This is a genomic window from Arthrobacter sp. D5-1, assembly GCF_017357425.1.
Taxonomy (GTDB): Bacteria; Actinomycetota; Actinomycetes; order Actinomycetales; family Micrococcaceae; genus Arthrobacter.
In genome coordinates, this window is the sequence record NZ_CP014571.1 from 790,555 (window position 1) to 802,723 (window position 12,169).

General features: G+C 65.3%; 7 protein-coding genes, 1 tRNA gene and 1 other RNA gene. 3 read left to right on the top strand and 6 right to left on the bottom strand.

The window, feature by feature from the left end; translation table 11 throughout:
• Positions 1–22: 22 nt before the first annotated feature.
• From AYX22_RS03800 to AYX22_RS03810, 3 genes are all read right to left on the bottom strand, one after another.
• Positions 23–3,271: a DNA polymerase III subunit gamma and tau gene (locus AYX22_RS03800; protein WP_207596184.1), complete on the bottom strand. Its 3,249-nt coding sequence runs from the start codon at positions 3,269–3,271 to the stop codon at positions 23–25.
• Positions 3,272–3,304: 33 nt separating this feature from the next.
• An RNA gene (gene ffs / locus AYX22_RS03805) (signal recognition particle sRNA small type) lies at positions 3,305–3,401 on the bottom strand.
• Between the two features lie 88 nt (positions 3,402–3,489).
• On the bottom strand, positions 3,490–3,813 hold the full coding sequence (locus tag AYX22_RS03810) for a hypothetical protein (RefSeq protein ID WP_207596185.1): 324 nt from the start codon (positions 3,811–3,813) through the stop codon (positions 3,490–3,492).
• Between the two features lie 304 nt (positions 3,814–4,117).
• Between AYX22_RS03810 and AYX22_RS03815 the strand changes: the two genes are divergently transcribed.
• A tRNA-Ser gene (locus AYX22_RS03815) sits at positions 4,118–4,202 on the top strand.
• A 59-nt stretch (positions 4,203–4,261) separates the two neighbouring features.
• Here AYX22_RS03815 and AYX22_RS03820 read toward each other — a convergent pair.
• Entirely contained in the window at positions 4,262–5,191 is a 930-nt protein-coding gene (locus AYX22_RS03820; protein WP_207596186.1) for a LysR family transcriptional regulator, read from the bottom strand.
• 123 nt (positions 5,192–5,314) lie between these two features.
• On the opposite strand from AYX22_RS03820, the gene AYX22_RS03825 reads away from it, so the two are divergent.
• Positions 5,315–8,788 (top strand): bifunctional proline dehydrogenase/L-glutamate gamma-semialdehyde dehydrogenase, encoded by a 3,474-nt coding sequence (locus tag AYX22_RS03825; RefSeq protein WP_207596187.1) that lies wholly within the window; start codon positions 5,315–5,317, stop codon positions 8,786–8,788.
• 196 nt (positions 8,789–8,984) lie between these two features.
• Here AYX22_RS03825 and AYX22_RS03830 read toward each other — a convergent pair whose 3' ends face one another.
• Positions 8,985–9,908: an oxygenase MpaB family protein gene (locus tag AYX22_RS03830; RefSeq protein ID WP_207596188.1), complete on the bottom strand. Its 924-nt coding sequence runs from the start codon at positions 9,906–9,908 to the stop codon at positions 8,985–8,987.
• Positions 9,909–10,006: 98 nt separating this feature from the next.
• Entirely contained in the window at positions 10,007–11,449 is a 1,443-nt protein-coding gene (locus tag AYX22_RS03835) for an MFS transporter (protein WP_207596189.1), read from the bottom strand.
• Between the two features lie 115 nt (positions 11,450–11,564).
• Here AYX22_RS03835 and AYX22_RS03840 point away from each other — a divergent pair, with 115 nt between their 5' ends.
• A complete protein-coding gene (locus AYX22_RS03840) occupies positions 11,565–11,942 on the top strand; it encodes a MarR family transcriptional regulator (RefSeq protein WP_172324606.1) in 378 nt (125 codons plus the stop codon).
• Positions 11,943–12,169 lie beyond the last annotated feature (227 nt).

Consider the following 12,169-nt stretch of genomic DNA (forward strand, 5'->3'; position numbering starts at 1 on the left):
TTGGTTGAAATCAATGCTGGAATCAGCGGTTGTGCAGGGGAGAACCGTCCAAGGCGCGCTCTTCGATCAGCTTTCCGCCCAGAATACGCTCCACAGCTGCCCGCCCAAAGACCCTCGATTCCTCGATGGTCTCGTCCTCCGGGCTGGGGATGTCCTCCGGCACGGAGTCCGGCTTCGCCTGCGTCCTCACCGGCGCCTGGACACGACCCGCTTGGGCTTCGGGGCTGTTGGTCAACCGCTGGTACAGGCTCTGGCGGCCATTCGGATTGCCCGACGGCGCGGCCTCCTCCAGCGTCGCGACCGAACCATGCGCTTCCTCTGGTTGGGTCGCCAAGGAGGGCCAGGTCGGCGCGGCGGCGTTGCTGCTTCCTGCGGGGGCGCCGCTGCTGACGGGCTCGGGCATCGATTGTGTTGCGGGCCAGCTCGACGCCGGTGCGACGTCCCAGCTTGAACTTGGGTTCTGTTCCGCGTTGGTCGGGTGGCCGTAGGTGCCGGTGGTTGCTTCCGGAACCTGGGCTGCGGCCGGCTCGTAGTCGGGAGCGTCCGGCGCCGTTGCGGTTTCTTCGGCCGCTTCGGCGGGTTTCTTGCCCACGTTGGACTCTGTGCCCACGACCCAAGTACCGGGCGCTTGCTCGACGGCCCTGGACCACGGGTCGTCGGACGATGCTGTGGGCTTGGCGGTGCCCGCTGATGGCGAAGATGCAGCCGTAGTTGCGCTGCGTGCTGGGGCCGACGTGGTGGCCGCTGACGGCGCCGAGGCACTCGAAGGGGAAGCGGGGACACTGGGTGTCGGTGCCGCAGTTGCAGGCGCCGCGGGTGCAGTACTCGGTTGGCCATAACCCGACGGGGGCTCCCAATCCGCAGGTGGCTCTTCGTCCAGGGGCGGAGCGTCCTCGTCGAGCGGCGGACCCCAATCGTCGTCAGGGTACGAGTAGTCGCCGGAGGGCTCGGGAGTCGGCGCTGAGGCGGGAGTCGGCGTGGTCGGTGCTTGCGTTGAAACAGCCGGTTCCCGAATGTGGGCAGCCGGCGTTGGGACTGTGGGTGCCGGTGCTGTGGGTTCTGCCTGGGCAGGGGTGGCCCTCGCTGGCACGGATGCTGCTGCCGGAACAGATGCTGTTGGTGCGGCAGCAGGTGCCAGACCCCACGCGGAGTCGACAGCTGACACCGGTGCCGGCACCGAGGCTGTTTCCGCAGGCGACGACGTGACGTTTGCGGCTGCTGCCTCGGGGGATTCAGCACGCGCCGACGCCAGGGCGCCCGCTGGTGCTGCAGCAGCCGGAGATTCCCGGCTAGTAGGCGCTTTTGGGTTTGGCTCAGAGCTCGCTGAGCTGTTGCCGCCAGCGACTGCCACGATCTGGCAGTCGATGCCAAGGGTCTTGTGGATCGCTTGGCGAAGGTTCTCGGCGTGGTCTGCGCGGCCGAAGGCGCCCGCAAGGCCGCCCGTTGTGAATGCCAGAGTCAGGACCTGGCCGTCGAACTGGGCAACCTGGGCGTTAGGCTCCACCAGCGCCCACGTGCTGCGCTTGATCTTGGTCAGGGTCTGCAAGACGTCGGGCCATGCGCGACGCAGAGCCTCCACATCTCCGCTTCCTCCAGAACCAGCAGGTCCTCCCGCGGTAGCGGGCCGCGGAGCTTGGGGCGCCGATTGCGCTGGGGCTGCCTGCGGTGGGGCTTGAACAGGTGGTGCTGCCGGGGACTGTTCTGGCGCCGGCGCTTGAACAGGACTGGGCTGCGAGGTGGGGGCCTGGACGCGATCAGCCGGGGCGGGGGCAGCCTGAGGTGCAGCAGCCTGCGGAGCACGACCGGAAGCCTGGCGGTCCTCAACAGGCCAGTCGCTGGTGGACACTCGTGGTGCTGTGATGGCGTCGCGCGACCCGGCGTCAGCGGCCGGCGCGGGAGCGGCAGGTGCCGAAGCAGGCGTCCGCGGCGAAGCAGCCGGCGCAGCAGGTGCCGATGCAGCGGGTGCCGGCACGGAAGGTGCGGGCTCAACGGCAACCGGTGCCGCGGGCGCAGAGGCGGGGGCCGGCGTCGGCTGTGCAACAGGCGCAGCAGCCGCCGTAGCAGGCGGGCCGGCAGCAACGGCCGGCGCGCCGCCGTCGCCCGCGTAATTCAGGCGACGTTCCACGCGGTCGATGCGGGCAGCGATGCCTCGCTCGGTCTGCTCAGCGCTGGGCAGCAGGATTCGGGCGCACAGCAGTTCAAGGTGCAGCCGGGGCGAGGTGGCGCCCGTCATCTCGGTGAGGGCGGTGTTGGTGACGTCGGCCGCCCGGGAGAGTTCGGCAGCGCCCAGGTTGGTGGCCTGGTTGCGCATGCGGGCGATCTGGTCCGCGGGCATGCCACGGAGGATCGCCTGTGCGCTCTCGGGCATCGCCTGGACGATGATGAGGTCGCGGAAGCGTTCCAGCAGGTCTTCAACGAATCGCCGGGGATCGTGCCCGGTCTGGATAACGCGATCCACGGCCTTGAAGACCACCGCGGCGTCGGAGGCTGCAACGGCATCCACGATGTCGTCCAGCAAGGAAGCGTGTGTGTAGCCGAGCAGGGCCACAGCGAGTTCATAGTCCAGGCCATTCGGTCCGGCGCCAGCCATGAGCTGATCCAGCACCGACAGGGTGTCGCGGACCGAGCCGCCACCGGCGCGGATGACCAGCGAGAGCACGCCGGGAGCCACCGGCACGTTCTCCTGTTGGCAGAGAAGCTCGAGGTACTGCATCAGGGGTTCGGGTGGCACCAGCCGGAAGGGGTAGTGGTGCGTGCGGGAGCGGATGGTCCCGATGACTTTGTCCGGCTCCGTGGTGGCGAAGATGAACTTGATATGTTCCGGCGGCTCTTCGACGATCTTCAGAAGCGCGTTGAAGCCGGCCGACGTGACCATGTGGGCCTCGTCAATGATGAAAATCTTGTAGCGGTCGCGGACCGGGGCGAAGGTTGCGCGTTCGCGGAGATCCCGCGCGTCGTCAACGCCACCGTGGCTGGCGGCGTCGATCTCGATGACGTCCAGGGAGCCGGAACCACCACGTGCAAGTTCGATGCAGCTGGGGCACTTGCCGCAAGGGGTGTCGGTGGGTCCCTCGGCGCAGTTCAGGCAGCGGGCAAGGATGCGGGCAGAAGTGGTTTTGCCGCAGCCGCGGGGGCCGGAGAAGAGGTAGGCGTGGTTCACGCGGTTCTTGCGGAGCGCCGTCATCAGCGGCTCCGTGACGTGTTCCTGCCCGATAACGTCCGCGAAAGAGTCCGGGCGATACCTTCGATACAGGGCAGTTGTAACAGTCACAAGTGAAACCTACCTATAGAGACTGACATTTAAATAAGTGACCCCTCATGCACCCGCCAGAGCCCATCTACCCTTGCTACCTTCCGGTCCTGGGGGAGTTCAACAGGATGACGCCACATGAGGGGCCGTCGACAAGCTTACCCGAACTTGGGTTGGGGTTCGAATCGGCCTGAAGGCCTGTGGATAAGGCTCGACGGCGGGTGGCTGGGTTGCGTGAATCACCGCCACCCATTCACCGGCCACGTCATGAAAGCCGGTTCCTCGTAGGGGTGGGCGGCCCGCAGGGCCTGCACCACGCCGTCGAGCATGTCCTCCTCCACCACGCACTCGACCCGGGTTTCCGGCACCTGCTCCTCAATCCCCACCTCACCTACGGAGGGTCGCGCTCCGGGCAGGGGCGTGAAGCGGCCAGTACCTGGCGACGTAAAGGCGCAGTGGGAGTAGTTGCCGATCCGCCCGGCGCCGGCGTCGCCAATGGCCAGGAGGACTTCTTCGATATGCGTCTCAGGAACGTAAACGACCAAGGCGTGGAGCTGCGTCATGGGAACATCCTGTCAATAAACTTCGGCTACAAACAGGTCTCAACCATTGCAAAAGCCGGTATCACAGCGGACTATGGGTATGTACACCGATTGGGGCAATCTCAAGATTGTGAGCTGCGGGGCCTGGGAGCGAGGGGCCGGACCCGGCAGCTCAACGATGTACCGCAAGAATGGGCGCGTTGGGGGCGTCCATTTTTCCGTTAACGGACGTGTTTCCGAGGCCTTCCAGGGGTGGTCATTCGGCCCGATTACACGTTGCCGAAATTCTCAGGTACAGTAGTATCTGCTTTCGAATCGGAAGCAAGGAGAATTCGCCTAGCGGCCTATGGCGCACGCCTGGAACGCGTGTTGGGTTAACGCCCTCGGGGGTTCAAATCCCCCATTCTCCGCGGTTGGCCCCAGTCCTTGGACTGGGGCCTTTTGCGTTTCCTGAAGCTAGTCCGCGGCCTCAGCCCGCGTCCGCGTGCTGCTCGGCGTCCTGTTGTTGCGCCGCTGCCACCCTTTCCAATACTTCGCGGCAGGCCGCGGTTGCGGGGTGGATGCGGCCTGCTGTCCTGGTGGAGGTGAACACGGTGCGCTTTGGCAGGGCCGGGAGATCCAGCAGTTGAACGGTACGCGAGCGCCCGGTCCACACAAGGTCCGGCATGAGTGCCACGGCATTCCCGGATTCAATGAGCCGGATCTGCGCTTGGAGATCGGCCGTTTCGTATCTGACGTCGGGTTCGAAGCCCGCGGACCGGCAGGCTTGCTCTGCCCAGTGCCTTGAGGCTGCGCCGCGGGGTTCCATGACCCACGGCATCAACGCGGTGTCCGCGAGCGTCGATACCGTTTCGCCGCCGAGTCCCACCGGGGGAGTGGCCAGGCGGATGGCGTCGCTGGTGAGGGTGACGCGGTCCAACCCGCTGTGGTGCGGAGCAGCGTGGCCGGGGTATTGCTCGGCCACCACAAGGTCGAAGTCCCGTGCCCATGTTTCGTAGAGGGCAGTCTCGGGCTCGCGTTGGGTCATTTCCACGCGCACCTCGGGATACTCGTGCCGCATGATGGTGAGGAAATCCGGCAGCAGGGCCAGGGCCGCGGACTGGAAGACGGCCAAGCGAACCGTTCCCGTGACCATGGAAAGCGAGGCGGCGAGCTCGGTTTCCGCACGCTCCAGCGTTTCCAGCAGCGCCGCCGTGTGTGCCACGAGGATCTCTGCCTGTGGCGTCAGCTGCACGCGACGCCCCGCTTTGCGCAGCAATTCCACGCCGGCTTCCTTCTCCAGGAGAGTCAACTGTTGGGACACCGAAGATGGGCTGTACTGCATGGCATCGGCCACCTCCGCGAGGGTCCCGCGGATCTTCAACTCGTGCAGTAAACGCAGCCTGCGGACGTCCAGCACGGGGGCCTCCAAAAGATCGGGATGGGTAATCAATATTCGTCAGAAAAGATCGCTTTTCCTAACGTGATTGTAGATCCATACTGATGGAAACAAACAAACTTCTCCGTCCCAGAAGGAGCCCCCATGACCAGCACCATCCCGGATGCCACCGCCCCGAGCAGCCAGGATTCCGGACAGTTCGATGCTTTGGCGCAGGAAGCCATCGCCTTGGTCCGCCACTGGCTCACAGAAGCCGGCAAGATCCCCGTGGATGTCTCCGCCCAGCGCCTCGCCGGCGTTTTGAAAGACCCCAATGGCCTGGACTTCACGGTTGGATTCGTCGACGGCGTCATCCGCCCCGAGGACCTGTCGGTCGCCGGCCGTAAACTCGCAGAGTTGGCACCCAAGGTCCCCAAATTCCTCCCGTGGTACATGCGCAGCGCGGTCCGCGTAGGTGGCGTCATGGCTCCGATCGTCCCGCAGGTAGTTATCCCGATCGCCCGCCGCGTGCTCCGCGAAATGGTGGGCCACCTGATCGTGGACGCCACTGACGCCAAGCTCGGCCCGGCCATCGCCAAGATCCGCCAGGACGGTGTGCACTTGAATGTGAACCTCCTCGGCGAAGCCGTCCTGGGCGAGCACGAAGCGCAGCGTCGCCTGGAAGGCACCCTGAAACTCCTGGCCCGCGATGACGTGGACTACGTTTCCATCAAGGAGTCCTCCACCGTGGCACCGCACTCCCCGTGGGCCTTCGACGAAGCCGTCGACCACGTGGTGGAGAAGCTCACCCCGCTGTACCGCCTTGCCGCGTCCTTCCCCAAGCCCAAGTTCATCAACCTGGACATGGAGGAATACAAGGATCTCAGCATGACCATCGCGGTGTTCAAGCGCATCCTGGACATGCCGGAGTTCAAGAACCTGGAAGCCGGCATCGTCCTCCAGGCCTACCTCCCCGACGCGCTCGGTGCCATGCAGGAACTGCAGGAATGGGCCACCGCACGCCGCGCCCAGGGAGGCGCCCCCATCAAGGTTCGTGTGGTCAAGGGCGCCAACCTTCCCATGGAGCAGGTTGAAGCTTCCCTTCATGACTGGCCGCTGGCCACGTGGGGCACCAAGCAGGACTCGGACACCAGCTACAAGAACGTCATCAACTACGCCCTCACTCCGGAGCGCATTGACGCGGTCCGCATCGGCGTCGCAGGCCACAACCTGTTCGATGTCGCCTTTGCGTGGTTGCTCGCCAAGCAGCGTGGGATTGCCCAGCAGGGACCGAAAGCCATCGAATTCGAGATGCTCCTGGGCATGGCAACCGGCCAGGCCACCGCAGTCCGTAAGGACGTCGGCAGCCTCCTGCTCTACACGCCGGTGGTCCACCCGGGCGAGTTCGACGTCGCCATCGCTTACCTGATCCGCCGCCTCGAAGAGGGCGCCAGCCAGGAAAACTTCATGTCGGCCGTTTTCGAACTGAGCGAAAATGAAGCCCTGTTCGAGCGCGAGCAGCAGCGCTTCCTGGACTCCCTCGCCGGAATGACGGACGAAGTTCCCGGCCCTAACCGCAAACAGGACCGCCGCCTCCCGGCCGAGCCTGCCCCTCTCGAGGGCTTCAGCAACACGCCTGACACCGACCCTGCCCTCCCGGCCAACCGTGCCTGGGGCCGCGACATCCTCAAGCGGATTCCCGGTTCCACCGCAGGCAACAAGATTGTCGAGTCCACGAAGGTTTCCGACGCAGCCGAGCTGGACCGCATCATCGCTACCGCCGTGGAATATGGCAAGGCATGGGGCGCCCGTCCCGCCGCGGAGCGTGCAGCGATCCTGCACCGCGCCGGCGACATCCTTGAAGCCCGCCGCGCTGAACTCCTGGAAGTCATGGCGTCGGAGACCGGGAAGACCATCGACCAAGGCGACCCCGAGGTCAGCGAAGCAATCGACTTCGCGCACTATTACGCCGAGCGCGCCAAGGACCTGGAAACGGTCGACGGCGCCACGTTCGTCCCAGCCAACCTCACCGTGGTGACCCCGCCGTGGAACTTCCCGGTGGCGATCCCCGCAGGCTCGACGCTCGCAGCGCTCGCCTCAGGCTCCGCCGTCGTGATCAAGCCTGCAAAGCAGGCCCGCCGCTCCGGTTCCGTCATGGTGGATGCCCTCTGGGAAGCCGGCGTGCCTCGCGACGTGCTGGCCCTGGTGCAGCTCGAAGAGCGTGACCTTGGCACCCAGCTGGTCTCGCACCCGAGCGTTGACCGCGTCATCCTCACCGGCGGCTACGAAACCGCCGAGCTGTTCCGCTCCTTCCGCCAGGACCTGCCGCTGCTCGCGGAGACCTCCGGAAAGAACGCCATTATCGTCACCCCGAGCGCTGACCTGGACCTCGCTGCCAAGGACGTTGTGTACTCGGCGTTCGGTCACGCGGGCCAGAAGTGCTCCGCCGCATCCCTGGTGATCCTGGTGGGCTCGGTTGCCAAGAGCGCCCGCTTCCACAACCAGCTGATCGACGCCGCACGCTCCCTGACCGTGGGCTACCCGGAGGACGCCACCACGCAGATGGGGCCGATCATCGAACCGGCCAACGGCAAACTCCTCAATGCCCTCACCACCCTGGGCGACGGCGAAACCTGGGCCATCAAGCCCGAGCGCCTCGACGAAACCGGCCGTTTGTGGTCCCCGGGCATCCGCTCCGGCGTCAAGCGCGGCTCCTACTTCCACCTGACCGAGTTCTTCGGCCCGGTCCTGGGTGTCATGACCGCAGAGACCCTGGAGGAAGCCATCGCCATCCAGAACGAGATTGAGTACGGCCTCACCGCCGGCTTGCACTCCCTGGACTCCGCTGAAATGGGCGTCTGGCTGGACACCATCCAGGCCGGAAACCTGTACGTCAACCGCGGCATCACCGGTGCAATCGTGCAGCGCCAGCCGTTCGGTGGATGGAAGAAGTCGGCAGTCGGTGCCGGAACCAAGGCCGGTGGACCGAACTACCTGATCGGCTTGGGCAGCTGGCTCCCCGCCGAAGCCAAGGCCAAGCGCGGCACGGTGCTCCAGGGCGCAGCCGCTCAGCTCCTCGCTGCTGCAAAGTCCGCCGACGTTACCGCTGAAGAACTCCAGACCCTGCAGCAGTCGCTCTTCAGCGACGCCGCAGCCTGGGAATCCGAGTTCGGCACCCGCAAGGACGTCTCCGCCCTCTCCGCAGAGCGCAACGTCTTCCGCTACCGCTCCCTCCCGGTCACCATCCGCCTCTCCGAAGGTGGGCGGCTCGCTGACCTGCTGCGCGTGGCAGCAGCCGGAGCAGTGGCGGGCTCGGCCCTCAAGGTGAGCTCCGCCGTCGTACTTCCTGATGCCGTTGTGACCGTGTTCGCGAACCTGGGCGTCAGCGTCCGGATCGAGGACGACGCCGCGTGGCTGGGCCGTGCGGCCAACTTCGACGCCGGCCGGATCCGCCTGATCGGTGGCGATTTCGCAGCGCTGAGCGCAGCGATGGGCGGCCGTCCGGATGTGGCTGTCTACCACGGCGCGGTGACCCAGGCAGGCCGGATCGAGATGCTGCCGTTCCTCCGCGAGCAGGCCGTTTCCATCACGGCCCACCGCTTCGGCACACCGAACCACCTGTCGGATCACCTGATCTAGTTTGTGCGCCGAGGGGTGACCTCTCGGCACTAAGCACGCACCAAAAGGTTGAAAGCCAGCCCCTCGGCGAAGTCCCCACCACGGGGGTCCCCGCCGAGGGGTTGGCTTTCGCCTTTATGGGAGGCTCAAAGGGTTGAGATCTGACCCCTCGGCGAAGAGCGAAGGGTTGAGAGCCAGCCCCTCGGCGAAAGGCACTTCAGGCCTCGGCGTAGCCCAGCCTTTGCAGCCTGCGCAGCGCTGCTTGCTCGCTGGGACCGTGGGAGCCCAGGGCGAATCGGACCATCCCCAACACGCCACGCGCCGCCAGGATGGCCGGCAAGGGCACGGGGCCAAGCCTGGCGGGCCGGAGGCCGAGCAAGTCCCGGTACTTGGGCTCAAGGCTTGCGACGGCGGCCGCGAACAGTATGCGGTAACCGGGCTTGAGGAGTGGGCTCAGGGGAGGATAGCGGATGAAGGACACCGTCTCGGCAAGCCGCTCATCGGCCCGGAGTATCCCCGAGGCGTACCACTGCTCCAGTTCGTCACGGACCTGGGCCTCGGTGAGTGGCGGGTCCAGAACTCCCATGAGTCGTCCTGCCGCTGCCCATTCGCGGACGTAGGCATCGGGGCCGCCCGGGATGGCCCTGCCCCAGATCCGGTTGGCAGTGAGGAAGGAGTCCGCGTAGGTGACGTGGACCCAGCGGAGGAGTTCGGGATCGTTGGCGGCGTATTCGCGCTCCACGCCCTGTCCGTCACGGTAGGTTCCCCGGACACGCTCATGGATCTTCCGGACCCGGGCGGTCGCGGCTTCGGCGGCCTCCGTGGAGCCGTACGTTACCGTGAAGATCCACCGCACGGTGTTCGCGAGACGCCCCAAGGGGTCCTTCTGGAAGCCGGAGTGTTCGTAGACGCCAGCGAGCGCGCCGGGATGGAGGGCCTGCATCAGCAGGACGCGGATGCCCGCCACGATGGTGGCCACGTGGCCGTGCACCGCCCAGACGGCCGACCCCGGGAGGTGATATCCGGCGTCGTTGCCGTCTGCGAGCCGCGGCACCCACTCCGGAGGCGTGCCCGACGTTCCCGTGAAGGTGCGCTGCAGTTCGTGCCTGTACTCCGTGAGGTAATTCCTCATAGATCCCATGAGACCTCCATTTGGCGGAGGTGTACAGAGCAGATTGTGGACAGATAAAGCCCTGATGACGGATGCATCAGGGCTTTATCTGTCCACAAACCCGGGGCTCAGGCGCGGATGCGGCGCCGGGAGGGAGCCGCTGCCACCAGCAGGGCGGCGATGGCGACGGCGGCACTAAGGATCAGTCCCGGCCGGTACTGTTCCAGCATGGCTTGGGCGCTGACAGTTCCGGCGGCTTGGCCGTGGCCGCTGACCAACGCTGTGGTGACTGCCAGAACCAGTGCGGCTCCAACTTGTGTGCTGGTCTGGATCAGGCCAGCCGCCAGTCCCTGTTCTGAATCCTTGATCCCGGCGGTCGCTTGTACGTTGATGGACGGGAAGGCCAGCGCAAACCCGACTCCCAGCAGGACCACCGACGGCAGGATATCCAGCACGTAATTGGGCGTGGTGCCGACGCGGAGGAACAGGACGTAGCCCAATCCCAGGGCTGTGAGTCCGGTGAGGATGAGTTGGGTGGCGCCGAACTTTTCGATGAGCTTGTCCGCGAACGGCGCGCTGGTCGCAACCAAGAGCCCGGCGGGCAGCAAGGCCAACGCCATGCCCAGCGGCGTCCAGCCGAGCACCGCCTGCAGGTACATGGTGACGATGAACTGGAAGCTCAGGTAAGACCCGAACAACCCCACCGCGCTGAGGTTGGCCCGTGCCACCCAGCCTTCTTTAAGGATGCTGAAGCGGATCAGCGGGTGCTTGACCTTGTTCTCGATCACCGCGAAGGCTGCCAGCACGGCAACGGAAACTGCGAATCCGGCGATTGTTGCCACAGATCCCCAGCCCTGTTCCGGTGCTGAAACCAAGGTGTAAACGAGGCCAAGCATGCCCAGTGCGAGGGTGACGGCGCCCCAAACGTCGTGCCCGCTGTCCTCAACGGAGGGCTTGTCCTTGGGGATGAACTTCATGCCCAAGAGGACAACCACCACCGCGATCGGCACCGAAACCAGGAACGTCCAGCGCCAGCTGAGGCTGGTCATGAGGCCACCCACCACCAAGCCCAACGAGAAGCCGCTGGCACCGAACGTCGTGAAGATGGACAGCGCCTTGTTGCGCTCGCGTCCCTCCGCGAAGTTGGTGGTGATGATGGAGAAGCCGGTGGGCGCGGTGAAGGCAGCCGCAAGTCCCTTGATGAACCGGGTGGCGATCAGGATGGCGGGGTCGTCCACCAGCCCGCCCAGGAGCGACGCCGCGGCGAAAACGGTCAAAGCAATAAGGAAGATGCGACGGCGGCCCAACAGGTCCGCGAGCCGGCCGCCAAGGAGCAACAGGCTCCCGTAGCCCAGGACGTAGGCGGAAACGATCCACTGCAGGGAATCGGTTCCGAGATTGAGTTCCTGTCCAATGGACGGCAGGGCAACGCCAACCATGGAAACGTCCAGCCCGTCGAGGGCCAAGACGGTGCAGACAACCATCAGCAGCAGCCACTGCGCCCGGGTCCAATGGACGGCTGAGACCAAGGGTGGCTCGGCGGAAGTTTTGAGGGTGGTGGGTGATGTCATGCGCCTCAATCTATATGACGCGTCATACAATGACAAGGACTACGATGACATGTCATTGGATGACGCAGAATTTTATGACGTGGATTCAAATCGCGTAATGAACTAGAATCGGCACATGGCAACGACGCGTGACCGTCAACTGGTTGAGCAGTGGCGCAGCATCCAGAACTCCTACTTCCGAACCGCGGGAGCTATCGACCGCGCGCTGGAAGCCAAGTTCGACATTGGCCTTAACGAGTTCGAAATCCTGGATCTCGTGGCTGAAAGCGAAGAATCGGCATGCCGGATGAAGGCACTGGGAGAGCGCACCCCCATGACGCAGAGCGCCGTCTCCAAGGTGGTGGACAGGCTCGAAAAAGCAGGCCTGGTCTCGCGCCAAACCTGCGTTGACGACCGCCGCTCCCTGTTCCTGGAATTGACGGACGCCGGCCGCGCACTCCACTCAACTGCCGCCGTCGAGCACCGTGCGTTGCTCAAGGAAAACCTCGGCTGATCGGCCTGGCGGTCCAGGACGTCACGACGCCGGTGGTGACGTGCGCATCGGTGGCGGCGAAGGAGCCTGCGGGAGGCAAGTTGCCTTCATTGAGGGCTTTTGCAAGACTGTAGTCCTCTATTCCCCAGTGTTAGGCCGATGTTTTGACGGGCATTACAGGTTTCACGACGCCAACCGTGCGCTGACCTTGCCCTGATGCCCTCGTGGGCCGGTGGTTGCAGCGCATT

What these genes read in the sequence shown, in the direction of transcription:
- AYX22_RS03825 (WP_207596187.1), top strand. Translation starts at nt 5,315, where the DNA reads ATGACCAGCACCATCCCGGATGCCACCGCCCCGAGCAGCCAGGATTCC.
- AYX22_RS03835 (WP_207596189.1), bottom strand. Translation starts at nt 11,449, where the DNA reads ATGACATCACCCACCACCCTCAAAACTTCCGCCGAGCCACCCTTGGTC.
- AYX22_RS03830 (WP_207596188.1), bottom strand. Translation starts at nt 9,908, where the DNA reads ATGGGATCTATGAGGAATTACCTCACGGAGTACAGGCACGAACTGCAG.
- AYX22_RS03840 (WP_172324606.1), top strand. Translation starts at nt 11,565, where the DNA reads ATGGCAACGACGCGTGACCGTCAACTGGTTGAGCAGTGGCGCAGCATC.
- AYX22_RS03810 (WP_207596185.1), bottom strand. Translation starts at nt 3,813, where the DNA reads ATGACGCAGCTCCACGCCTTGGTCGTTTACGTTCCTGAGACGCATATC.